This is a genomic window from Pannonibacter sp. XCT-53 (assembly GCF_009915765.1).
In the GTDB taxonomy this organism is placed as follows: Bacteria; Pseudomonadota; Alphaproteobacteria; order Rhizobiales; family Stappiaceae; genus Pannonibacter; species Pannonibacter tanglangensis.
On sequence record NZ_JAABLQ010000001.1, the window covers coordinates 1364771 to 1387675 of the forward strand.

The 22905-nt window shown below is 67.4% G+C and carries 20 protein-coding genes; 6 read left to right on the plus strand and 14 right to left on the minus strand.

Annotated elements, in window-relative coordinates; translation table 11 throughout:
- Positions 1-126: 126 nt before the first annotated feature.
- Entirely contained in the window at positions 127-714 is a 588-nt protein-coding gene (locus GWI72_RS06255; protein WP_161708149.1) for a single-stranded DNA-binding protein, read from the minus strand.
- A 901-nt stretch (positions 715-1615) separates the two neighbouring features.
- Here GWI72_RS06255 and uvrA point away from each other — a divergent pair.
- From uvrA to GWI72_RS06275, 4 genes are all read left to right on the plus strand, one after another.
- Positions 1616-4600 (plus strand): excinuclease ABC subunit UvrA, encoded by a 2985-nt coding sequence (uvrA, locus tag GWI72_RS06260; protein WP_209000134.1) that lies wholly within the window; start codon positions 1616-1618, stop codon positions 4598-4600.
- 251 nt (positions 4601-4851) lie between these two features.
- Positions 4852-5001 carry a DUF1127 domain-containing protein gene (locus GWI72_RS06265; protein WP_161672970.1) on the plus strand — a complete coding sequence of 50 codons (150 nt, stop codon included), beginning with the start codon at positions 4852-4854 and terminating at the stop codon, positions 4999-5001.
- A 1575-nt stretch (positions 5002-6576) separates the two neighbouring features.
- Positions 6577-6726, plus strand: coding sequence for a DUF1127 domain-containing protein (locus GWI72_RS06270; RefSeq protein ID WP_161672972.1), 150 nt, complete (start codon positions 6577-6579; stop codon positions 6724-6726).
- A 622-nt stretch (positions 6727-7348) separates the two neighbouring features.
- Positions 7349-8341, plus strand: coding sequence for a class I SAM-dependent methyltransferase (locus GWI72_RS06275; protein WP_161672974.1), 993 nt, complete (start codon positions 7349-7351; stop codon positions 8339-8341).
- 63 nt (positions 8342-8404) lie between these two features.
- Here the strand turns inward: GWI72_RS06275 and GWI72_RS06280 are convergent, their stop codons facing one another.
- On the minus strand, positions 8405-9034 hold the full coding sequence (locus GWI72_RS06280) for a hypothetical protein (protein WP_161708150.1): 630 nt from the start codon (positions 9032-9034) through the stop codon (positions 8405-8407).
- 353 nt (positions 9035-9387) lie between these two features.
- Between GWI72_RS06280 and trmFO the strand changes: the two genes are divergently transcribed.
- Complete coding sequence (trmFO, locus tag GWI72_RS06285; RefSeq protein WP_161672977.1) at positions 9388-10797, plus strand: methylenetetrahydrofolate--tRNA-(uracil(54)-C(5))-methyltransferase (FADH(2)-oxidizing) TrmFO; 1410 nt, start codon at positions 9388-9390, stop codon at positions 10795-10797.
- Positions 10798-10890: 93 nt separating this feature from the next.
- On the opposite strand, the gene GWI72_RS06290 is transcribed toward trmFO, so the two are convergent.
- From GWI72_RS06290 to yajC, 5 genes are all read right to left on the minus strand, one after another.
- Positions 10891-11757, minus strand: a complete 867-nt coding sequence (locus tag GWI72_RS06290; protein ID WP_161672979.1) for a phytoene/squalene synthase family protein — start codon at positions 11755-11757, stop codon at positions 10891-10893.
- Between the two features lie 3 nt (positions 11758-11760).
- Complete coding sequence (locus GWI72_RS06295) at positions 11761-12138, minus strand: Mth938-like domain-containing protein (protein ID WP_161672981.1); 378 nt, start codon at positions 12136-12138, stop codon at positions 11761-11763.
- A gap of 23 nt (positions 12139-12161) precedes the next feature.
- Positions 12162-13127 (minus strand): protein translocase subunit SecF, encoded by a 966-nt coding sequence (gene secF, locus GWI72_RS20135; protein WP_244314211.1) that lies wholly within the window; start codon positions 13125-13127, stop codon positions 12162-12164.
- A gap of 15 nt (positions 13128-13142) precedes the next feature.
- Positions 13143-14753: a protein translocase subunit SecD gene (secD, locus tag GWI72_RS20140; protein ID WP_244314212.1), complete on the minus strand. Its 1611-nt coding sequence runs from the start codon at positions 14751-14753 to the stop codon at positions 13143-13145.
- A gap of 99 nt (positions 14754-14852) precedes the next feature.
- Positions 14853-15185 (minus strand): preprotein translocase subunit YajC, encoded by a 333-nt coding sequence (yajC, locus tag GWI72_RS06305; RefSeq protein WP_161672983.1) that lies wholly within the window; start codon positions 15183-15185, stop codon positions 14853-14855.
- Positions 15186-15421: 236 nt separating this feature from the next.
- Between yajC and GWI72_RS06310 the strand changes: the two genes are divergently transcribed.
- The gene (locus tag GWI72_RS06310; protein WP_161708151.1) at positions 15422-16303 is read left to right on the plus strand and encodes an ATP-binding protein; all 882 of its coding nucleotides are present in this window, start codon (positions 15422-15424) and stop codon (positions 16301-16303) included.
- Positions 16304-16645: 342 nt separating this feature from the next.
- On the opposite strand, the gene GWI72_RS06315 is transcribed toward GWI72_RS06310, so the two are convergent.
- From GWI72_RS06315 to GWI72_RS06345, 7 genes are all read right to left on the minus strand, one after another.
- Positions 16646-18037, minus strand: a complete 1392-nt coding sequence (locus GWI72_RS06315) for a M23 family metallopeptidase (protein ID WP_209000062.1) — start codon at positions 18035-18037, stop codon at positions 16646-16648.
- Between the two features lie 121 nt (positions 18038-18158).
- Entirely contained in the window at positions 18159-18839 is a 681-nt protein-coding gene (locus tag GWI72_RS06320) for a protein-L-isoaspartate(D-aspartate) O-methyltransferase (RefSeq protein WP_161672988.1), read from the minus strand.
- 26 nt (positions 18840-18865) lie between these two features.
- On the minus strand, positions 18866-19624 hold the full coding sequence (gene surE, locus GWI72_RS06325) for a 5'/3'-nucleotidase SurE (RefSeq protein WP_161672990.1): 759 nt from the start codon (positions 19622-19624) through the stop codon (positions 18866-18868).
- A 2-nt stretch (positions 19625-19626) separates the two neighbouring features.
- Complete coding sequence (serS, locus tag GWI72_RS06330) at positions 19627-20907, minus strand: serine--tRNA ligase (RefSeq protein ID WP_161708153.1); 1281 nt, start codon at positions 20905-20907, stop codon at positions 19627-19629.
- A gap of 73 nt (positions 20908-20980) precedes the next feature.
- A complete protein-coding gene (gene tatC / locus GWI72_RS06335; RefSeq protein ID WP_161672994.1) occupies positions 20981-21766 on the minus strand; it encodes a twin-arginine translocase subunit TatC in 786 nt (261 codons plus the stop codon).
- Positions 21763-22407 carry a Sec-independent protein translocase protein TatB gene (tatB, locus tag GWI72_RS06340; RefSeq protein ID WP_179956029.1) on the minus strand — a complete coding sequence of 215 codons (645 nt, stop codon included), beginning with the start codon at positions 22405-22407 and terminating at the stop codon, positions 21763-21765. The genes tatC and tatB overlap by 4 nt, the downstream gene beginning before the upstream one ends.
- Before the next feature lie 176 nt (positions 22408-22583).
- Entirely contained in the window at positions 22584-22829 is a 246-nt protein-coding gene (locus GWI72_RS06345; RefSeq protein ID WP_161672996.1) for a twin-arginine translocase TatA/TatE family subunit, read from the minus strand.
- Positions 22830-22905: the final 76 nt, after the last annotated feature.

Sequence of the window (22905 nt, forward strand, 5' to 3'; positions counted from 1 at the left end):
CTGCCCGAGTGTTGATGGCCAGACGCAGATGGCCAGATGCCGGCTGCCTTTCCCGCCTCGAGGGCGAGCGGCCCTGTCCGGACGGTATCGTCAGGGCAGGGCCTCGCCAGAGGGGCAACCGCTGCGTCAGAACGGGATCTCGTCGTCCATGCCGCCGCCGAAGCCGCCGCCCGAGCCGCCCGAGCCGCCCGAACCGCCCCCATAGCCGCCGCCCGACGAGCCCCCGCCCGAGGCACCGCCGTAGCCGCCCGACGAGCCGCCCCCATAGCCGCCACCGGACGAGCCGCCGCCGTACCCGCCGCCGCCGCCTTCATAGCCGCCGGACGAGCCGTAATCCGGCAGGGCGCCGCCGCCGCCCTCGCCCCGGCCGTCCAGCATGGTCAGGGCGCCGTTGAAGCCCTGCAGCACGACTTCGGTGGAGTAGCGCTCCTGACCGCCCTGGTCCTGCCACTTGCGGGTCTGCAGCTGGCCCTCGATGTAGACCTTGGCACCCTTGCGCAGGTACTGCTCGGCAATCTTGCAGAGACCCTCGTTGAAGATCACGACCCGATGCCATTCCGTGCGCTCGCGCCGCTCGCCCGACCCGCGGTCGCGCCAGGTCTCGGAGGTGGCGATGCGCAGGTTGGCGACCGGACGGCCGTCCTGGGTGCGGCGGATTTCAGGATCGGCGCCGAGATTGCCGACCAAAATGACCTTGTTGACGCTTCCCGCCATGTTCCGGGCTCCTTGTTGCTCGTCTCTGCCTGTTTCCATGCCGTGCCGGCGGCCGCTGCGGGTCCCCTCCTCGCGGTCCCGTCCGACGCAGGGCCCGACGGCACCGCGCGCGGCGGGCGCAGCATGCGAGGGCCGGCACGACGGATCGGCCGGACCCTAGCGCCTTATCGCCGCCGCCGCACCCGTGCTTTCGCCCTTTTGCACAAAGCGCCGCGCCGCCGGGCCGCACCACTGGGCCGCGCCCTGGCCCGTTGAGGGGCCACTCGGGACCCGGTCGGGACGCTTGCGGCTGAAAACAGGTCTTGTTCTTTTTTTGTTCCTGTTGTAGCAAGGAGACAGGCGGCTGGCAAGGACGCAGATGCGATTGGTCCGGATGCGTCCGGGCTGCGTAGGATCAAAATGTCGTCTGCGGGACGGGCCCTTGCGGCGCGCCAGGCAGGCGGAGACGGGCGCGGGGCCAGGGCGCTGGGTCAGGTCGCGAGGTCAGGGCGCGGGGCCAGGGCAAAGGACCCGCATGCCGGGACGGCCGGCGTGTCGGGGCGTCCGGCATGTCGGGGCGACCTGCCTGCAGGAACGATCGTCATGTCGGGGAGACCGGCATGCTGGGCGACCTGCGTGCGGATTTGGCCGGCATGCAGGGGCGATCGTCGTGCAAGGGGTCTTCCTGCCGGCGGACCCGGCACGCGGGGGCATCCGGCAGGGGCCTCCCGGCGCTCGCTGACCGCCTGGCTTCCGTGATTGCCTGGCCTCCGTGATTGCCGGTTGAGCCCTCGCTTGCGGCGCGTATATAGCAGTGAACCTTATCCCCCGGGGTGGCGGCCCGCGGCCGCCCGCCCGCGTGCCCGCCGCCGGCGGGTCAGCCAGGAACGATCCCATGTCCGATCCGAAGTCCGAGGACACCATGTCCGCCCTGCCCGCCGCCCGCGTGAGCGGCCCTGCGGCGAACCGGCCGCTGCCGGCCGAGCGCGGCAAGTTCCTGTCGATCCGGGGCGCGCGGGAGCACAATCTCAAGAACGTCGACCTGGACCTGCCGCGCGACAAGCTGATCGTGATGACCGGCCTCAGCGGCTCCGGCAAGTCCTCGCTGGCCTTCGACACGATCTACGCCGAGGGCCAGCGCCGCTACGTGGAAAGCCTGTCGGCCTATGCACGCCAGTTCCTGGAGATGATGCAGAAGCCCGACGTGGACCAGATCGACGGCCTGTCGCCGGCGATTTCCATCGAGCAGAAGACGACCTCGCGCAACCCGCGCTCCACCGTCGGCACGGTGACGGAAATTTATGACTACATGCGCCTGCTCTTCGCCCGGGTGGGTGTGCCGCATTCGCCGGCCACGGGCCTGCCGATCGAAAGCCAGACGGTGAGCCAGATGGTCGACCGGGTGCTGGCGCTGGAGGAAGGCACGCGGCTCTACCTGCTCGCGCCGATCGTGCGCGGGCGCAAGGGCGAGTACAAGAAGGAACTCGCCGAGCTGATGAAGAAGGGCTTCCAGCGGGTCAAGATCAACGGCACGTTCCACGAGATCGCCGAGGCACCGGCGCTGGACAAGAAGTACAAGCACGACATCGACGTGGTGGTGGACCGGATCGTGGTGCGGCCGGACATCGCCGGGCGGCTCGCCGATTCCTTCGAGACCGCGCTGAAGCTGGCCGACGGCATCGCGATCGCCGAATTCGCCGACCGGCCGCTGCCGGACTTGCCGGCCGACCGGGACGCGGTGCTGCAGAACCGCAACGAGACGCACGAGCGCATCCTGTTCTCGGAAAAATTCGCCTGCCCGGTCTCCGGCTTCACCATCCCGGAGGTGGAACCGCGGCTGTTCTCGTTCAACAACCCCTTCGGCGCCTGCCCCTCCTGCGACGGTCTCGGCACGACGCTTGCCTTCGAGGCGGAGCTGGTGGTGCCGGACGAAAGCCTGTCGCTGCGCGACGGGGCCGTGCTGCCCTGGGCCAAGACCGGCTCGACCTCGCCCTATTACGCCCAGACGCTGGAGGCGATCTGCCGCCAGTTCAAGGTCTCGATGGCCACCCCCTGGCGCGACCTGCCCGAGGAAGTCCGCCACCTGATCCTGCATGGCTCCGGCAAGACCGAGATCGAGTTCGTCTATGACGACGGGGTGCGCAGCTACAAGGCGCGCAAGACCTTCGAGGGTGTCATCGGCAACATCGAGCGGCGCTGGCGCGAGACGGATTCGGCCTGGGTTCGCGAGGAACTGTCGCGCTTCCAGTCGAACCATCCCTGCCCGGCCTGCAACGGCTACCGGCTCAAGCCCGAGGCGCTGGCGGTGAAGATCGCCGGCCGGCACATCGGCCAGATCTCCGACCTGTCGATCCGCACGGCCGCCACCTGGTTCGAGGCCCTGCCGGGGACGCTCAGCCCCAAGCAGCAGGAAATCGCCGGCCGGATCCTCAAGGAAATCCGGGAGCGGCTGCGCTTCCTCAACGATGTCGGCCTGGAATACCTGTCGCTGTCGCGCAACTCCGGCACGCTGTCGGGCGGCGAAAGCCAGCGCATCCGCCTGGCCTCGCAAATCGGCTCGGGGCTGACGGGCGTGCTCTATGTGCTGGACGAGCCGTCGATCGGACTGCACCAGCGCGACAACGCGCGGCTGCTCGACACGCTGCGGCACCTGCGCGATCTCGGCAACACGGTGATCGTGGTCGAGCATGACGAGGATGCGGTGCTGACGGCCGACTATGTGGTCGATGTCGGCCCCGGCGCGGGCGTGCATGGCGGCGAGATCGTCGCCGTCGGCACGCCGGCCGAGATCATGGCCAATCCGGCCTCGCTGACGGGACAATACCTGTCGGGGGCCAAGGGCATCGCCGTGCCGGCCGAGCGGCGCAAGCTCAACAAGCGCCGCCAGATCAAGGTGATCGGCGCGCGCGGCAACAACCTGAAGAATGTCAGCGCCGACATCCCGCTCGGCACCTTCACCTGCATCACCGGCGTCTCGGGCGGCGGCAAGTCGACGTTCCTGATCGACACCCTGTTCCGCGCTGCCGCACGCCGGCTGAACGGTGCGCGCGAGAACCCGGCCCCGCATGAGCGCATCGAGGGGCTGGAGCATCTCGACAAGGTGATCGACATCGACCAGTCGCCGATCGGGCGGACCCCGCGCTCCAACCCGGCCACCTACACGGGTGCCTTCACGCCGATCCGCGAGTGGTTCGCCTCCATGCCCGAGGCCAAGGCGCGCGGCTACCAGCCCGGTCGCTTCTCGTTCAACGTCAAGGGGGGCCGCTGCGAGGCCTGCCAGGGCGACGGGGTGATCAAGATCGAGATGCATTTCCTGCCGGACGTCTATGTGACCTGCGACGTCTGCAAGGGCAAGCGCTACAACCGCGAGACCCTGGAGGTGCTGTTCAAGGGCAAGTCGATCGCCGACGTGCTCGACATGACCGTCGAGGAAGCGGCTGACTTCTTCGCGGCCGTGCCGGCGGTGCGAGACAAGATGGAGACGCTGGCGCAGGTGGGGCTGGGCTACATCAAGGTCGGCCAGCAGGCGACGACACTGTCGGGCGGTGAGGCGCAGCGCGTGAAGCTTGCCAAGGAACTGTCCCGCCGCTCGACGGGTCGCACGCTCTACATCCTCGACGAGCCGACCACGGGCCTGCATTTCCACGATGTGGCCAAGCTGCTGGAGGTGCTGCACGAGCTTGTCGAGCAGGGCAACACGGTGCTGGTCATCGAGCACAATCTCGAGGTGATCAAGACGGCGGACTGGCTGATCGACTTCGGCCCCGAGGGCGGCGACGGTGGCGGCACCGTGGTGGCAACCGGCCGGCCCGAGGATGTGGCCGAGAACCCGGCCAGCCATACGGGCCGGTTCCTGCAGGATCTGCTCGGCCGCCGGCCGCTCAGGAGATCGACTGCGGCGGAATGATGCCGCAATGCACAATCTGGCGATTCGATCGATTTAAATGATCAGGGGCGGGGCAGAACAGGCTGTCCCGCCTTTGTTTTTCCGCCTTGCACAATTCGCATGACTGACATGCAGGACTGGACCTTCTCGCAGATGCGAAGAGGATCTAGATATTGGCCATCGGAACGGCGCTGCACCGCACAAGAGGTCAGCCAGACAGGCAGATCCAGGCGGAAGCCGGCAGCCGCTCCACAAGGTCAAGGATCGGACACATGTTCAACACCGTCGTTCGCAAGTACAACTCGTGGGTCAACTACCGCCGCACCGTCGAGGAGCTGTCCCGCCTGTCCAACCGCGAGCTGAGCGACCTTGGCATCGGCCGCGGCGACATCGAGTTCATCGCCCGCCGCGCCAGCCGCTGAGCGGTTCTGCAAGTTACAGGAATCGCGGTCCCGGGTTCTCCTCCTCCCAAACCCCGGATCGTGTGAGACGGCAGGTTCTTCTCCTCCCAAACCTGCCCGACTAAACGACGCCCGCCGGTACCTCCTCCCACCGGCGGGCGTACGTTTTTTCAGGATCCGGATGGGTCCAGTCCATGATGGAACCGGCGCGCGACGTCCCGGTAACCCGCCTTCGGCACACCTGCCCGGGGGCGTTTTCATGTGATCGCCCCGCCTCTCTGGCACAGACTGGGGCGTACGGCAGGAAACAGCGACGACAACCAGTCACAGACGCGGGACAAGCGGTAGCGGTCCGCGATGCCTCTGCGTCGTCCGGCCTTGCAGCAGGCCGCGCCGTGGTGCCGGCATGCCATCTGCCACGGCGACCGGTCCAGACGGGTGCCCAGTCCGTTCCCTAGACCGTGCCCAGACCGTGCCCTGGGCAGCTTCCCAACAGTCGTCCCAGGGTGTCTTCCCAGATCGTCTTTCCAGACCATCTTCAAAGAAGGCGCCCCGTCCAGTCGCGGCCGAGCCTCCTGCCAGAGTTGCAGGCCGGATGGCCTTGTCGCCGCAGGCGCTGGCCGAGGCGAACCCGAGCCTTCAAGGCAGGGCTGGGTCCCGTCCCGCCGGGGGACTGCGGCGCGAGGCCGGTCGGAGGTCTGACGCAGGCGGCGGGTCGAGACGGGAAAGACCAATCTGTCGTTCTGGCCCGCCGTTCTGGCCTGTCGTTCTGGCCCGTGGGTCTGGCCGCCGTTCTGGTCCGTCGCTCTGGTCCGTCGCTCTGGTCCGTCGCTCTGGCCCCCGCTTCCGGCATCCGCGTGCGGCATCTGATCCCACCGGTCGAGTCCGGCATCCCGTTGCCGCGCGAGAGCCTGGCCGCCGATCCACATGCCCGATTCTGGTCTTCGATTCTGGCACCCGATTCTGCCACCCGGTTCTGGCACTCGTCCTTGGCGCCTGATCCACATGCCAGGTTCCAGCGCCTCGCGCGTCCGGTCGGGGGCGGCAGATCAGGTCTGCCTGGACAAGTGCCGGCCATCGCAAGGTCGGCCTGTGACGCACCGCGGAGGACGGGGGCGGGTCGGCCGCCGGGGCAATGCAGCACACGCAGGATCGCATGGCTCGCGGCCCCGGTCCGGGCAGCGCCCGCCGGAGCGGCGATTGCACTGCACCATGCAAGGCCCCTTCCCGGCTTGCGAGGCCGCCGCATCGCCGCCCTTCCGCCGGCAGCGGCAACAGACCCTGTTGAGGGGGAAAATCCGGCAGAGTCTTGCGATTCCTGCGGGTCAGATTCGGTAACCGGCCCTCCCAGAGGCGCGTGGGCACAGCGCCGCCGCCGGTCGGCCATGCCTGGACCACGCCCGCACCACGAAGACGCCGCAGCCCCTAATGGCGCTTAACCGGCCCTGCAGATGACGCAGGGCTGGCATGATGAGCCAGCACTGGCAAACGGGATCTGGTTCCCCTATCTAGATGTCAACGAATTGATGCAGCGCCGGACACCGGGACGCCGCAAGGTTCCACAAGACACCACAAAGCAAGAAGAAAGGTAACATCATGCTTCACGACATCGTTTCCAAGTACCGCTCCTGGAAGAAGTATCGCGCAACTTACGACGAACTGGCACGCATGTCCTCCCGCGAGCTGAACGACATCGGCATCTCGCGTGCAGACATTGCCCAGATTGCCCGTCAGGCCATGCGCTGAGCAAGCGGCCGTCCGGACCGCCCGCAGGCTGCGCCGCACGTGCTGCTCTGCAACATGAACAAGGCAGGCATGCAGAATTGTGCATGGCGCGCAGGGCCGGGACGAATTATCTAAACATCAACACGGGCGGCGAACACGCCGCTCCGATTTTCGGACCAAAGGACTCCTCCTCCCACCTGCGGTCCGGCTTCGACCGATCCACCTCCTCCCGGATCGGCCATCGAAAGAGCGCTCGCCGAATCCTCCTCCCATCGGCGAGCGCTTTTCGATTCCAGGGTCTCTCGTCTTCCGCAGATCTCCCGACCTGTCGCCGCACAGATCCGCAGCGGGGCGTCCGCGCTGAAAGTCCTTCCCGTCATTCCGGTCCGTCCGTCAGGTGCTCCTTGCATGGCCCAGGGACTGTCCGGGCCCGCGCGCGCCGATGCGGCCGCTATGGAGGACGCTGGAGCGACGGTGCAGCAGCCTTGCCGCTGCTTTCCAGCTCTTGAATGTTTCCTACGGGGTTCTACATAGCGAAGATGAGCAGTCTGGAGTCGTTCCAATCCATGGTCGCGCATGGGGAACGGCTTCTTTATTATGTCCGCGTCTGACCGGGTCAGACGCGGACGGGAGAGGCAAGCGCATGGCGGGAAAGATTGGCGACCGGGTCAGCAACACGACGGCCTGCAAGGTCTGCGGCACACATGACTCGGAGATCGTGGGCCTGAAGGGGCGCGATGGGTCGCCGTTGACGACGGTGATCTGCACGGGCTGCGGGCTGGTGCATTCCTGGCCGCTGCCGAGCAAGGCCGAGCTGGACGCCTACTATGCGTCGCGTTACCGCAGCGACTACAAGGCGACGCTGACACCCAAGCGCAAGCACATCCTGCGCTACTCCCGCACGGGCCTTGGCCGGCTGGAGCGGATCCAGAAGCATGTCCAGACCGGCGCGAAGGTGCTGGACGTGGGCAGCGGCAGTGGCGAGTTCCTCTATCTGGCCGAGCTTGCCGGCTACAAGGCAATCGGACTGGAGCCGCACAAGGGCTATTCCGACTACACCCGCCGGGTGTTCGGGGCGCAGATCGTCTGTTCGCCGCTGGAGGAGGCCGGAATCGAGGAAGGCAGCTTCGATGCCATCACGCTGCATCACGTGCTGGAACACCTGCACCTGCCGCTGACCTCGCTCAGCATCATGAACCGCTGGCTGAAGCCGGGGGGCATGCTGTTCGTGGACGTGCCGGACATCGAGAACACGCATCATGCGCCGAGCACCCGCTTCCACTATGCGCATGTCTACAATTTCAACCACGACACGCTGAAGGCGATGCTGGCGCAGGCGGGCTTCGACCTGGCCGAGCACAATGCCGGCTCGGGAACCTCGCTCGTCGCGCGCAAGATGCGCGCGCCCGATCCGGGCCAGCTGCATCCGATGCCGGAGAACTACGCGCGGCTTTCGGCCGCGCTGCAGCCGGCCCAGTCGGAGGCCCGCTATCAGGCCAAGCGTCCGCTGCGGCGTCTGGTGGCGCGGCTCTACCGGTTCAGCGGCGAAATCCTGCAGAGCACGCTGGTCTGGCATCCGCGCCGCATCGTCGACCGCGAATACCGCAAGTGGAAACTGGCGGCGCGGGCCGGCTGACACGCCGCCGGTCCGGATGCGCGCGGTGCCGCCGGCTGCCGGCGGCACGGGCCAAACCCGGAGCTAGAGCCGGGGCCGGGCCGCGAACCAGGCGGACAGGGGCTGGATGACCGGCGCGGCACCGTTGGGCGTCGGCCAGCTGTCCACCGCATAGGCGTCGCCGGAGGTCTCCAGCACCACCGCGGTGGCATGCGGGTAGCGGCCATCGACCAGGAAGCCCCGCGCGACCGGTGCGCCGGCACGGTGATGGCGCAGCAACCCCCGGGCCTCGGCCAGCAGCAGCAGGCTGGTCGTGTTGGTGGCCTCGTCGATGCAGTCCATCTGGCCGGGCTCGCCCGCGCCCCGCATGTCGAAGCCCGGACGGTCCCCGGCCGAGCCCACGGTGGCGGCGACGCGGGTCTCCATCCAGGCGACGGCCCGCGCGATGGCCGCACGCTCGGCCTGGGGCGAGGCCCGGCCCGCGCGCAGGATGTCGCCAAGGCGCCGCAGGTCGCGCCCCGTCAGCTGCACGGGCGTCTTCCGCGCGCAGCCGAAGCTGTGACAGACATAGATCCGGTCTGTCCGCGGCGGCACGCCATCCTGGCCGGTGTACCAGGCCGTTGCCGGCTGGCTTGACTGGGCGGCACAGCCGGCGAGCGCAACGCAGAGAGCCAGCGCCAGAGCCCGCGCCAGAGCCCGCGCCCGTGTGTGCAAACGTGCCTGCGAACGTGCCGGCAAACCTGCATGGACGTGGTCTGGCGGGCAGGCGGGCGCCTGGTCTGGACGCCGCGTGCGGGCGTCCCGGGGGGCGGGCGCTGCCCTGTCGGCGCTGACTGTGCTCATGGGCGAGGCTCCCCTGACCGGCGGCGACGATGCCGCAGCGGCAGCTTATGGCTTCCGTTGCATCCTGCCCACCAAAACGATATCAGGCGGGATCATGTTTCCACGCCTGCCCGGCCACGCTGCCGGCAGGTCACCGGGACGGATCCGGGGTCAAACGCCGGGTCTGGTCCCTGGGTCCGGTGCCGCGCGAGACAGCGCTGCGGCCAACAAGAGGCTTCAATCGGATGACAAAACCTGTTCACGTGATCGGCGGTGGCCTGGCGGGATCGGAAGCCGCCTGGCAGATGGCCCAGGCCGGCGTGCCCGTGGTGCTGCATGAAATGCGGCCGCTCAGCCGGACCGACGCGCACAAGACCGACAGCCTGGCGGAACTGGTCTGTTCCAATTCCTTCCGCTCCGACGATGCCGACTACAATGCGGTCGGGCTGCTGCATGCGGAACTGCGCGCGGCCGGATCGCTGATCATGCAGGCGGCCGATGCGCATCAGGTGCCGGCCGGCAGCGCGCTTGCGGTGGACCGGGACGGCTTTGCCGAGGCGGTGACCCGCACGCTCGCCGCCCATCCCCTCGTCACGCTGGAGCGGGGCGAGCTCACCAGCCTGCCGCCCGAGGACTGGGACAGCGTCATCATCGCCACCGGCCCCCTCACCTCCCCGGCCCTGTCGGAGGCCATCCTGGCGCGGACGGGAGAAGATGCCCTCGCCTTCTTCGACGCCATCGCGCCGATCGTGCATTTCGAGAGCATCAACATGGACGTGGCCTGGTTCCAGTCGCGCTACGACAAGGTGGGACCGGGCGGCACCGGCAAGGACTACATCAACTGTCCGCTGGACAAGGCCCAGTATGATGCCTTCATCGACGCGCTGCTGTCCGGCGACAAGACCGACTTCAAGGAGTGGGAGGCCAACACCCCCTATTTCGACGGCTGCCTGCCGATCGAGGTGATGGCGGAGCGCGGCCGCGAAACGCTGCGGCACGGGCCGATGAAGCCGATGGGCCTGACCAACGCGCACAACCCGACCGTGAAGGCCTATGCGGTGGTGCAGCTGCGCCAGGACAATGCGCTTGGCACGCTCTACAACATGGTCGGGTTCCAGACCAAGCTGAAGTACGGCGCGCAGGCCGAGATCTTCCGGATGATCCCCGGGCTGGAAGAGGCGGTCTTCGCAAGGCTCGGCGGGCTGCACCGCAACACCTTCCTCAACTCGCCGAAGCTGCTGGATCCGACGCTGCGGCTGAAGGCCGACACGCGGCTGCGGTTCGCCGGCCAGATCACCGGCTGCGAGGGCTATGTCGAATCGGCCTCGGTCGGCTGCATGGCCGGGCTCTTTGCCGCCCGCGAGAGGCTCGGGCTCGCGCTGACGCCGCCGCCGGCCACGACCGCCATGGGCGCGCTGCTCGGCCACATCACCGGCGGCCACATTGCCCGCGACGACGCGGAAGGCCCGCGCTCGTTCCAGCCGATGAACGTGAACTTCGGCCTGTTCCCGCCGATGGAGACCCCCGTCAAGGACGCGGAGGGCAAGCGGCTGCGCGGGGCGGAAAAGACCAAGGCGCGCAAGCTGGCCATGACGCAGCGGGCCCGCGCGGATTTCGCCGGCTGGATCGGCGCGAACGCCCTCACGCGGACCTGACAGGCGCAAGAGCCAGACGCGCAAGGCGCGCGCCTGGCCGGCACGTCCGGCCAGCAAGTCTGGCCGCCGTCCGGCCGGTGCGATCAGGAGAGGTCAGCCGGCGCGGAAGGCCTTGCGGGCAGCGCGCCAGATGATCCACTGGCGGCGCAGCTGCGACAGCTCGGCGCGGTCGCGGAAGGGATTGAACCCCTTGCGCTCCATCACCTTCAGGAAGGGCTCCACCAGACAGACCGGCAGGAAGGCGGCGGCGACCTCGGGGCGCACCGACCCCACGAGACCGCGCGTGCGGTCCAGATGGTGCCGCGCGTGCGCCCGCATTTCGGTGAGGGCTGCCCCGAGCTCCGGTGTCATCTCGCCCCGGAACAGGGTCGCCCGGTCGACGCCGTGGCGGTCGAGCACGTCGGAGGGCAGGAACTGCTGGTGGCGCGCCGCATGCCAGGGCAAGGCGCGCATGAGGCCGGTGAGCCCGTAGGCGACCCCCGCATGACCGGCCGCGTCGCAGGTGCCCGCCTCCGATCCACCCGCGAGCACGATCGAGGCCAGCTGGATCAGCGCCGACGAGGTCTCCCCGGCATAGCCCTCCAGATCGGTCAGCGTCGGCATCGGATCATCATAGAGATCGAAGACCCGCGCATCGATGAGGGCGACCAGGGCGGCAACCGGCAGATGGTAGCGCCGGATCGTCTCGGCCAGGGCAGCGGCAACCGGATTGGCCGACGTCTCGCCGTGATGGGTGCCAGTGAGGAAATCGCGCCACCACTGCAGCCGCACCTCGCCCGGCAGCGGGTCGTTGACCACATCGCGGATGCGGGCAATCTCGATGTTGAAGGCATAGAGCGCAAGCAAGCCGGGACGATGCTCCGGCGGCGCGAACAGGGCGGTCAGATAGCGGTCGCGGTCCTGCTCGCGCACCAGCGCCTGGGCATGATCAAAGGACGTGGCGGCAGCGGAGGAGACCATGGGTCAGTCCACCGCGATCAGGACGGCCGCCACGGCGCGATCCTCGGACAGCATGACGTTGTAGGTGCGGACGGCTGCGCCCGTCGACATCGGATCGGCGAGGATGCCGGCCTCGCGGAAGGCAGCCTTCCACTCGGGCCGGAGCGGACGAAGGTCGGTCCCCGTGCCGACCAGCAGCACCTCGATCTCCTCCGCCTGCCCCAGAACGCGGGCAAAGCTCGCCAGGTCGATGTCCTCGAAGCGGGTCACGTCCCAGCCATGGATCCCGGACGGCAGGCAGCAGATCGAGCCAAGATGGGACATGTCCGCAAAACGGAACCCGCCGCCGCCATAGGCGTCGACGGGCGCGCGTCCGGGGAAATGCGCCTTGCGGATTTCCATGTGTTGTCCTGTCGTCTCGGGCGTCAGACCGTCCTGGACGCCGCCGCCGAGCCTTCGGCAGGCTTGTCCTTGTCCTTGTCATCGTCCTTGTCTCCGCCGGCCGGGCGCAGATTGAACAGGATGAGCATGGGCGCCGCCAGGAAGATCGACGAGTAGGTGCCAATCAGGATGCCGAAGATCATGGCCAGCGTGAAGGACTGGATGACCTCGCCACCGAACAGATAGAGCGCAAGGAGCGCGAGCAAAGTGGTGACCGACGTCATCATCGTGCGCGTGAGCGTTTCGTTGATCGACAGGTCGAGCAGTTCCGGCAGCGGCATCTTCTTGTAGCGGCGCAGGTTCTCGCGGATGCGGTCATAGACGACCACCGTGTCGTTCAGCGAGTAACCGATGATCGTCAGCACCGCCGCGATGCTGGACAAGGTGAAGTCGAGCTGCAGCACCACGAAAAGGCCGATGGTGACGATAACGTCATTCACCGTGGTCAGGATGGCGCCAATGGCGAACTGCCACTCGAAGCGGATCCAGACGTAGATGAGGATGCCGATCAGGGCCACCCCGACGCCAAGCGCACCGGCCGTCGCCAGCTCGCCCGAGACGCTCGGCCCGACGATCTCGACCCGGCGGAACTCGACCTCGTCCGCAAAGGTCTCGCGGACGGCATTGATCGCAAGCTGCTGGCTCTGCTCGTCGCCGTCCTGCTGCTCGAGCCGGACCAGGACCTCGTCCGGATCGCCGAACTGCTGCACCTGCACGTCGCCCAGGTTGAGCGCGGACAGCTTGCTGCGGATCTCGGCGATGTCGGCCGGTCCATTGGTCTTCATCTCGATAAGGCTGCCGCCCTTGAAATCGATGCCGTAGTTGAGGCCGACCGTGAAGAACAGACCGATGCACAGCGCGGCAAGGACCAGCGAGGCCGGGAAGCTGTAAAACCGGAACCGCATGAAGCGGAACTTCGTGTTGTCGGGAACAAGCCGCAAGAGCTTCATGATGTGAGTTCCGGTTCAGATATTGATATGGGTCGGGCGGGCCCGACGGATCCAGATCGACACGATGAAGCGCGTCACGGTGTAGGCCGTGAACATGGTCGTGAAGATGCCGAGCGCCAGCGTCACGGCAAAGCCGCGCACCGGACCCGAGCCGAGCTGGAACAGGACGACTGCGGCAATGAGCGTGGTGATGTTGGCGTCCACGATCGTGTCGAAGGCGCGGCTGAACCCGGCCTCGATCGAGGAGATCACCGACCGCCCTGCCCGCAACTCCTCGCGGATGCGTTCATAGATCAGCACGTTCGCGTCGACCGCCATGCCGATGGTCAGCACGATGCCGGCGATACCGGGCAAGGTCAGGGTGGACTGCAGCAAGGTCAGCGCGGCGAAGATCAGCACCACGTTCACGATGAGCGCGATGTCGGCATAGAAGCCGAGGCGACCGTAGGCGAGCACCATGAACACGACGACGAGCGCGCCACCGATCAGCGAGGCGGTGCGTCCGGCGTCAATCGAATCCTGGCCAAGGCCCGGACCGATGGCGCGTTCCTCGATCACCGACAGCTTGGCCGGCAGCGCACCGGCGCGCAGCAGGACCGCGAGATCGTTGGCGCTCTCGACCGAGAAGTTGCCGGAGATCTGACCGGAGCCGCCCGTGATCGGCTCGTTGATCCGCGGGGCGGAAATCACCTCGTTGTCGAGCACGATGGCAAAGGGCCGACCGACGTTCTGGGTGGTGACATTGGCGAACTTGCGCGCGCCCGCCGTGCTCAGGCGGAAGCTCACGACCGGCTCGTTGGTCTGCGGATTGAACGAGACCTGGGCGTCGACCAGATCCTCGCCGGTCATCAGCGGAACTTCCTCGACCAGATACGGAATGGCCGGCTCGTCGATGGAATTGAGGATGATGGTGCCGACCGGAGGCCGGCTCTGCAGCGCCTGGTCCGCCGACATGGTGACATCGACGAGATGGAAGGTCAGCTGCGCCGTCTGGCCGACGAGCGACTTGAGGCGCTCCGGGTTCTGCTCGCCCGGAGCCTCGACGAGAATGCGGTTGGTCCCCTGGCGCTGGATGTTGGGCTCGGTGTTGCCCAGTTCATCCACGCGGCGCCGGATCACCTCGATCGACTGCTGCACGATCGCTGCCATGCGCTGGTTGAGCCCCTGCTCGGTAAACGCAAAGCGGATCAGGCCGTCGTCGGTGACCGTCATCTCGAACTCGTTGACGCCGCCGCCGCCCAGCATGGAGCTTGCCAGCGGGTTGACGAGCGGCTCAAGACGGGTGCGGGCCTCCTCAAGCTTGTCGGCATCACGGATGCGGACCTGTGCGGTGTCACCCTGAATGGTCAGGCCGGTGTAGCCGATGCGCGGTTCCTTGCGCAGCTCGTTGCGGATTTCGCCCGTCAGTGTCGCCAGGCTCTTGTCGATGTAGTCGCGCTCGTCGACTTCATAGAGAAGATAGGCGCCGCCCTGCAGGTCGAGACCCAGCACGATCTGCGACTTCGGAAGCCAGTCGGGCCAGTTCCGCAAGGTTTCCGCAGACATGAAGTTCGGCAGGATCGACACGATCCCTCCGATGACCACTGCAAAGATCAGGGCGATCTTCCAGCGCGCGAAATAGAGCATGAGTGAATGCCTGTGCTGGCTGAGCCACCGCCGGGCGGCACCAATCCTAAACCGAATGCAGCGGGACCGGCCGGCCTGGACTGACCGGTCCCGAAGAGATTACTCGCCGTCCTTGACAGGCTCGGACTTGGAGCGGACTTCCGCCACCATGGAGCGCACGAGGCGCGCCTTCACGCCTTCGGCCAGCTCGACCTGGATCTCGGCGTCGTCCACAACCTTGACGACCTTGGCAATCAGCCCCCCGGACGTGACGACGACGTCGCCGCGGCGCAGGTTCGCGATCATTTCCTTGTGGGCCTTCATCCGCTTCTGCTGCGGACGAATGATCAGGAAATACATGATCGCGAAGATCGCGACGAACGGCAGCATAGAGATCAGCAGATCCGGGCCACCGGCGCCGGCGGTCTGTGCGTATGCGGGGGTGATGAACATCAAGCTCTCCTCGGAGATGGCGTCGCGGCGACCCTGTCGGGCCCTGCCGGACAACGCCCCATTCAGGTGGCGCGGACTATAACCACGGGGCCCCGCTTTTCAAGTGAGACGGCAGGTTTCGGCGTACCGATCCGGGCAAAACCGGGATTTCGGGCCCCTCCCCCCCATGTTAAGCCTGCCCCAGGCCTACAAGCACCCCCCATATAGGCATTCAGGATCAAGGTAACAGTGCTGTCATGACAAAAGAAACCAGCCTCAGCCCCAGCGACCTGTCGGACAAGCTCGACCTGCTGATCGCGCTGATTTCCAGGGCGGTTCCGCCGCTGCCGCAGGTGCCGGATTTCGACGCCGCCGATGCCTTCATCTGGCAGCCATCGCCGGGAAACCTTCAGCCGGTCGCCCGCGTCAACCGCGTCGACCTCGAACTTCTGTGCGCGGTTGCCCGTGTGCGCGATCTTCTCTTCGACAATACGCAGCGCTTTGCCCGGGGCCTGCCGGCCAACAACGCGCTGCTCTGGGGCGCCAGGGGCATGGGGAAGTCGTCGCTGGTGAAGGCGGTGCACGGCGCGATCAACCGCACGGGCCAGACGCCGCCGCTCAAGCTGATCGAGATCCACCGCGAGGACATCGAGACGCTGCCGGGGCTGATGGCGCTGATCAAGGCTGCGCCGCACCGCTTCATCGTCTTCTGCGACGATCTCAGCTTCGACCATGACGACACGTCCTACAAGTCGCTGAAGGCGGTCCTGGAAGGCGGCATCGAGGGGCGGCCCGAGAATGTGCTCTTCTATGCCACCTCGAACCGCCGCCACCTGCTGCCGCGCGACATGATCGAGAACGAGCGCTCCACCGCGATCAATCCGGCGGAGGCCGTGGAGGAAAAGGTGTCGCTGTCCGACCGCTTCGGCCTGTGGCTCGGCTTCCACAACTGCACCCAGGACGACTATCTGGAGATGGTGAGCGGCTATGTCCGCCACTTCGGCCTTGAGGTGGAGCCGGCGCAGCTGCGCGCCGAGGCGCTGGAATGGGCAACGACGCGCGGCGGGCGGTCCGGTCGAGTCGCCTTCCAGTTCATCCAGGACCTGGCAGGACGCCTCGGCGTCCCGCTGGCGCGCTAGGGACAGGCCGGCGGGCGCCTTTTGACTGTCTGACAAACCCACTCACAGTCATCCCGGGCCAGCTGAGCGTCAGCGAAGCGCCGAGCCGGGGCCTGTCCCGGGCCTGACCCGGGATCCAGATATTAGCCGCGCGGAGCGCGACACACCTGTCGGTCGCAAGTCGTGTCGGGTTGACGTGGTTTTGGGCTCGCTTGCGCTCGCACAGACATGCTGGATCCCGGATCTGCGGTTCGCTGAACGCTCACCTTGTCCGGAATGACGGAGAATGACAGGGAATGCCGGGTCACCAGCGACAAGAAAAAGGCGGCCGGTGGCCGCCTTTTGACTGTCTGACTGTCGGCCTCAGCCGCGGGGCAGATAGCGGGTCGGATCGACCGGCTTGTTGTCCTTGCGCAGCTCGAAATGCACCTGCGGCTGCGAGACGGAGCCGGTGGCGCCGGCCTTGGAGATGACCTGACCGCGCTGGATGGTGTCACCGCGCTTCACCAGGATCTCGCTGTTGTGGGCGTAGGCCGAGACCCAGCCGTCGTCGTGCCGGATCAGGACCAGATTGCCGAAGCCCTGCAGCTCGTTGCCGGCATAGATGACGGAGCCGTCGGCGGCCGCCTTGACCGGCGTGCCCTCGGGAACGGCGAGGTTGATGCCGTCGTTGCGGGTGCCGCCCGGCTTGGTGCCGAATTCGGAAATCACGCGGCCACGGACAGGCCAGCGGAACATGGGACCGGCCGTGGTTTCCTGCGGATCCACCGCGGCGGTGCGCACGGGCGCGCTCGCCTGCACCGCACCGGCGACCGCGTCGATGGCCGGGCGATCGCTGGCGGGCAAGGTGGACCCGGGTGCCTCGCGCAGGGCCGTCACGGGCCCGGTTGCGGGGGCAGCCGGCGCCGGGCGGCCGGCGACGAGCGGTGCGGTCGGCCGGGCATCGGAGGCGACTGGCGCTGCCGGCGCAAGACCGGCAACAGCCTGAGAAGCAGCCTGAGACCCGGCCGGCTTGCGCGACGGCGCGCTGATGGCGGCCGTCAGGCTGGAGGCCGGCGGCACGGAGCCCGTCACCTCCGGCGCGGAGCCGGCGGGCGGGAGGCGCACCGGCTTGCCCGGAGCCGGGGTCGCGCTGGTGCTGGCGTTGTTGGCGGCAAAGACATAGGTCGGGATGACGATCGACTGGCCGGAGCGCAGCTGCGACGACCGGTCAAGCCCGTTGGTGGCCATGATGGCTTCGGCCGGCACGCCGTAGCGCTTGCTGACAGAGGCAACCGTGTCGCCCTCGCGCAACTGGATGCGGGTGCCGCCGGCCGATGTCCAGCCCTTCCAGGTGTTCTCGCCCGCCTCGGCCACCGCAGCCGGAGCCGGAGCCGGAGCGGCCGGAACCGGGATGGCGGCCGGACGGTTCACGGTGGCGCCCGCCTGCGACAGGCGCACCGGCGGCGGCGCGGACGATTCGGCCGTGCCCGGCACCGGGGGCAGCTTGCTGGAGGCGATGGATCCGGTGCTGCGCGGATTGCCGCCCGCCACCGGCAGAGCCCCGGAGCCCTGCCCCGGACCCCGCACCACATCCTGATAGCTCGGCTGGCTGGACGCGCCGCTGCCGAGAATGGAACGCTGGTTTGCCGTGCCGCCGGTGTAGATCGGCCCGTCTGCAAACCGCTCAATGTCGCCACTGCAACCGGCACCAAGACCGGACAGGAGGCCAATGACGGCGACCCGTGTCCAAAGGGACTTGCGATCGTTACGCATCCGACTGGTCATTGCCCTGCTCGACCCAATGTAAGTTAACATGGGACCAGTAAAGGGGAGTAAGGTTGACAAAGCCTAAACGACGCGTGGAAACGGCTGAATTCTGCCAAAAGATCAAGCACTAAAGGAAATCGGCCTTGCCCGGGCGCAGCGAAACGAGACGCAATTCGCCAAGACTTTCCTCAACGTGCGATTCTGCGCCCTTGCGAAAGCGCACCAGGGCCTGCAGCGTGCCGGGCGCGCCGATGGGGCAGACGAGGATGCCGTCGCTGGCCAGCTGCGCCTTCAGGATCTGGGGGATGGAGGTGACCGCCCCGGTGAGCACGATCCGGTCGAAGGGCGCGCGCTCGCGCAGGCCCTGCAGGCCGTCGGCGTGATGCAGCTCGCAATTGGTGATCTTGAGGGCGGCGAGGCGCTGGCGGGCGAGCGAGATCAGCGTCTGGTAGCGCTCGACCGTGAAGACATGCTGGCACAGCTGCGACAGGATCGCGGTCTGGTAGCCCGAGCCGGTGCCGATCTCCAGCACCCGGTGCGAGGGCTGGATCTCGAGCGCCTCGGCCATGCGCGCCACCAGCGAGGGGGCGCTCACCACCTGGCCGCACTCGATCGGCAGCAGGCAGTCCTCGTAGGCATAGCGGTGCAGGCGGGCCGCGAGGAACAGGCGGCGCGGCACCCGCTCGATCGCCGACAGCACGCGGCGGTCATTGACGCCGCGCCGGCGCAGGGACAGCACCAGGGAAGCGCGGGCCTCGAACTCCTCGCTCGAGACCTGCGGCGGATCCAAGTGTCCCGTCTGCGCCATCGTCCCCTCCCCGCCCCGGACCGGGGTCAGCCCAGCTGTGCCGACAGCAACCCGACCAGATCATGCGCGGTGAGGTCAAGCCTGAGCGGCGTGACCGAGACGAAATTGGCGGCGATGGCGTTCAGGTCGCTGTTGCCGACCGGATCATGCGAGCGCTCCTGGAAGCCCAGCCAGTAGTAGGCATTGCCGCGGCGGTCCATGCGCTCGTCGATGATGAGGCCGGCCTGCTCGTGATGGCCCTGCACGGTGACGCGCACGCCCGCCACCTCCTCCGGCCGGCAGGCCGGGAAGTTGATGTTGAGCAGGGTATAGCGCGGCAGGTCGAAGTCCATCAGCTTGCGGAACAGCTCCGGTGCGAGGGCCTCGGCCGGCGCGTAGTCCGGTTCAGTGCCGACGGCGAAGCTCCAGGCCTGCGAGACGGCGAAGGAACGGATGCCGAGGATCGCCCCCTCCATGGCACCGGCGACTGTGCCCGAATAGGTGACGTCGTCGGCCATGTTCTGGCCACGGTTGATGCCCGACAGGATCAGGTCCGGCAGGCCCGGCAACACCTTGCGCACGCCCATGATGACGCAGTCGGTCGGGGTGCCGCGCAAGGCGAAGTGGCGCTCGGAAATCTGGCGCAGGCGCAGGGGATCGCTCAGCGTCAGGGAATGGGCCACGCCGCTCTGGTCGGTCTCGGGCGCCACGACCCAGACGTCGTCGGACAGGGCCCGGGCGATGCGCTCCAGCGCGCGCAGCCCCTCGGAATGGATGCCGTCGTCGTTGGTGATGAGAATGCGCATGGTCAGCCGATCCGCTCCAGTCCGCCCATGTAGGGCCGCAGCACCTCCGGCACGGTGATCGTGCCGTCGTTGTTCTGGTAGTTTTCCATGACGGCAATCATGGCGCGGCCGACGGCCACGCCCGAGCCGTTCAGCGTGTGCACGTGGCGCAGGCCCTTGGCGTCCGCAGGGCGGAAGCGCGCGTTCATGCGCCGGGCCTGGAAGTCGCCGCAGACCGAGCAGGACGAGATTTCGCGGTACGTGTCCTGCCCCGGCAGCCAGACCTCGATGTCATAGGTCTTCTGCGAGCCGAAGCCCATGTCGCCGGTGCAGAGCGTCATGACGCGGTAGTGGAGGCCAAGCTTCTGCAGCACGGCCTCGGCACAGCCGAGCATGCGCTCCAGCTCGGCGGCGGAATCCTCCGGACGGGTGACCGACACCAGCTCGCATTTCTGGAACTGGTGCTGGCGCAGCATGCCGCGGGTGTCGCGGCCGGCGGAGCCTGCTTCCGAGCGGAAGCAGTGGGTCAGCGCGGTGACGCGCAGCGGCAGGGCCTCCTCGCCGAGGATCTCGTCCGCGACCATGTTGGTCAGCGGAACCTCGGCGGTCGGGATCAGGTAATGGCTGTCACCGGCGCGGAACAGGTCTTCCTCGAACTTCGGCAGCTGGCCGGTGCCGTAGAGCGCCGTGCCGCTGACCAGCAGCGGCGGCGACACTTCCATGTAGCCGTGTTCGGTGGTGTGCAGGTCGATCATGAACTGGCCGAGCGCCCGCTCAAGCCGGGCCAGCTGGCCCTTGAGCAGGACGAATCGCGAGCCGGACAGCTTGGCAGCGGTGGCGAAATCCATCGTGCCGAGTGCCTCGCCGAGCTCGAAATGCTCCTTCGGCTTGTTGATGAAGGGGAGCTGCGGCTTGTCGCCATGCACATGGTGGACGACGTTGCCGGTCTCGTCGGAGCCGTCCGGCACATCGGCGAGCGGCAGGTTCGGAATGACGCAAAGGGCCTGGTCGAGCGCCTCGTTGAGGCGGCGCTCCTCTTCCTCCCCTTCCTGGATCATCGACTTGATCTTGGCGACCTCGTCGATCAGCGCCTGGGCCGCGGCCTCGTCCTTCATCGCCTTGGCCTTGCCGATCTCCTTGGAGGCGGCATTGCGGCGCTCCTGCGCCTCCTGGAGCCGTGCGATATGGGCGCGGCGGGCGTCATCGAGGGCGATGAGACGGGCGGACGCCGCCTCGGCCCCGCGGCGGGCAAGAGCGGCGTCGAAGGCTTGCGGGTTTTCCCGGATCCACTTGATGTCGAACATTTGGGTTTCCGATGGCAAGGAGGCCCGCTGGTCGGGCGCCGCTTTGCCGCCGGTCAGGGCGAGGGCCTGGCGATCAGGCAGCCTCCTGCTTTTCCCGTTCCGCGCGCTGGCGCTCGATCATCCGAACCGTAACGATGGAGACTTCGTAGAGAAGCAGCGTCGGCAGCGCAAGGCCGATCTGGCTGATGGGATCGGGCGGGGTCAGGATGGCCGCGACGATGAAGGCGATGACGATCGCGTAGCGCCGTTTTTCCTTCAGCATCTGCGAGGACACCAGACCGGCCCGGCCAAGCAGCGTCAGCACGACCGGCAGCTGGAACACGATGCCGAAGGCAAAGATCAGCACCATGATGAGATCAAGGTACTCGCTGACGCGGGCCAGATGCTGGATCGTCACCTTGCCTTCGCCGCCGGTCTGCTCCATCGACAGGAAGAAGCCCATCGCCATCGGCATGACGAAGAAATAGACCATCGCCGCGCCGAGCGAGAACAGGACGGGCGTGGCCACCAGATAGGGCATGAAGGCCTGGCGCTCGTTCTTGTAGAGCCCCGGAGCCACGAACATGTAGACCTGCGAGGCGATCACCGGAAAGGCCAGGAACAACGCGCCGAACAGGGCGAGCTTCATCTGGGTGAAGAACCACTCCTGCGGCGCGGTGAAGATCATCTCGATCGGCTTGTCCATGCCGACCGCCAGCTGATAGGGCACCGTCAGGATGTTGTAGATGTCGATCGCGAAATAGAAGCAGATCAGGAACATCACGATGATCGCGACCACCGACTTCAGGAGGCGGGAGCGCAATTCGATCAGATGCTCGATCAGGGGCGCCTTGCTGGCGTCGATGTCGTCCTGGCTCATGACCGGGTCTCGCTGGAGGGCGTCGGGACGGGCTGGACGGCAGCCACGGGCGCGGCGGACACAGGTCCGGCGGCGATGGGTGCGCCGGCTGCAGCAGGCACCGGTGACGGCGCAGGCGCAGGCGCGGCCGGAGCAGCCACAGGGGCGAGCGGGGCAGCCGCCGGGGTCTGCGTCGATGTGGGCCCGGGTGTCGGTACCTGAGGTGACGGGGCTGCAGGTGACGGGGCTGCAGGTGACGGCGGAGCGGAGGCAGGCCTTGTGGCGGCAGGAGCCGGATCGGTCTCGGCCCCGCCAAAGGCATCGGCAACCGCGTCCAGAGGCGTTTCGGCCGCACGATCCGCCGCCGGTTCGTCAAGGGTCAGCGGCTGGCTGATGGTCTTCTTGAGATCGGCGAGCGGGTCATAGTTCTGGACGCCGCGCGCGGCGTCCTCGGCGGCCTTTTTCATGTCGAGAATGTCGGCCTCACGCTCGGCTTCCTTGAGCGCGTCGTTGAAGGTCGACTGAAACTCGTTGGCCATGCGCCGCATCTTGCCGACCGTCTGGCCAAACGCGCGCAGCATCCTTGGCAGGTCCTTCGGGCCAACCACGATGATCGCGACCACGGCGATCACCAGGAGTTCCGTCCATCCAACATCAAACATGCGTGCCTGCCGGTCGTGCCGCATCCTGCCCGCGCGCTTGCGCCGGCCGGATGCCCTTGCCTGTCATTCCTTGCGGGTCCGGGTCCTCGCGCGGCGATCAGCCGGGCAGATCCGATCCCGACCCTGCTGACCCCAGAGCCGGCCTGTCGGGCTGGCCCTCGAGCTGGACCGTGGGCTCAGTTCGTGCGCGACTGGTCCTGGCTCTTTTCGGCCGCGACCTGGCTGGCCGGCTGATGGTCGATGGTCTTCTGCGGCTGGGCGGCCGGCGTGTCGCTCGACGCGGTGTCGTCCTCGGCCATGCCCTTCTTGAAGCTCTTGATGCCCTTGGCGACGTCGCCCATCAGGTCGGAGATCTTGCCCCGGCCGAACAGCAGGATGACGATCACCGCGATGATGAGAAGCTGCCAGATACCGATGCTCATTCCCCGAACTCCTACTCACTCCGGTCGCTCACCGGCGCGTCACTATTACAAAAAGGTCCAGCCCTCGCAACCGAAG

Bases quoted from the DNA above. Each gene is read 5' to 3' on its own strand.
- GWI72_RS06255 (WP_161708149.1), bottom strand. From the start codon at position 714: ATGGCGGGAAGCGTCAACAAGGTCATTTTGGTCGGCAATCTCGGCGCC.
- uvrA (WP_209000134.1), top strand. From the start codon at position 1,616: ATGTCCGCCCTGCCCGCCGCCCGCGTGAGCGGCCCTGCGGCGAACCGG.
- GWI72_RS06265 (WP_161672970.1), top strand. From the start codon at position 4,852: ATGTTCAACACCGTCGTTCGCAAGTACAACTCGTGGGTCAACTACCGC.
- GWI72_RS06270 (WP_161672972.1), top strand. From the start codon at position 6,577: ATGCTTCACGACATCGTTTCCAAGTACCGCTCCTGGAAGAAGTATCGC.
- GWI72_RS06275 (WP_161672974.1), top strand. From the start codon at position 7,349: ATGGCGGGAAAGATTGGCGACCGGGTCAGCAACACGACGGCCTGCAAG.
- trmFO (WP_161672977.1), top strand. From the start codon at position 9,388: ATGACAAAACCTGTTCACGTGATCGGCGGTGGCCTGGCGGGATCGGAA.
- GWI72_RS06290 (WP_161672979.1), bottom strand. From the start codon at position 11,757: ATGGTCTCCTCCGCTGCCGCCACGTCCTTTGATCATGCCCAGGCGCTG.
- GWI72_RS06295 (WP_161672981.1), bottom strand. From the start codon at position 12,138: ATGGAAATCCGCAAGGCGCATTTCCCCGGACGCGCGCCCGTCGACGCC.
- secF (WP_244314211.1), bottom strand. From the start codon at position 13,127: ATGAAGCTCTTGCGGCTTGTTCCCGACAACACGAAGTTCCGCTTCATG.
- secD (WP_244314212.1), bottom strand. From the start codon at position 14,753: ATGCTCTATTTCGCGCGCTGGAAGATCGCCCTGATCTTTGCAGTGGTC.
- yajC (WP_161672983.1), bottom strand. From the start codon at position 15,185: ATGTTCATCACCCCCGCATACGCACAGACCGCCGGCGCCGGTGGCCCG.
- GWI72_RS06310 (WP_161708151.1), top strand. From the start codon at position 15,422: ATGACAAAAGAAACCAGCCTCAGCCCCAGCGACCTGTCGGACAAGCTC.
- GWI72_RS06315 (WP_209000062.1), bottom strand. From the start codon at position 18,037: ATGCGTAACGATCGCAAGTCCCTTTGGACACGGGTCGCCGTCATTGGC.
- GWI72_RS06320 (WP_161672988.1), bottom strand. From the start codon at position 18,839: ATGGCGCAGACGGGACACTTGGATCCGCCGCAGGTCTCGAGCGAGGAG.
- surE (WP_161672990.1), bottom strand. From the start codon at position 19,624: ATGCGCATTCTCATCACCAACGACGACGGCATCCATTCCGAGGGGCTG.
- serS (WP_161708153.1), bottom strand. From the start codon at position 20,907: ATGTTCGACATCAAGTGGATCCGGGAAAACCCGCAAGCCTTCGACGCC.
- tatC (WP_161672994.1), bottom strand. From the start codon at position 21,766: ATGAGCCAGGACGACATCGACGCCAGCAAGGCGCCCCTGATCGAGCAT.
- tatB (WP_179956029.1), bottom strand. From the start codon at position 22,407: ATGTTTGATGTTGGATGGACGGAACTCCTGGTGATCGCCGTGGTCGCG.
- GWI72_RS06345 (WP_161672996.1), bottom strand. From the start codon at position 22,829: ATGAGCATCGGTATCTGGCAGCTTCTCATCATCGCGGTGATCGTCATC.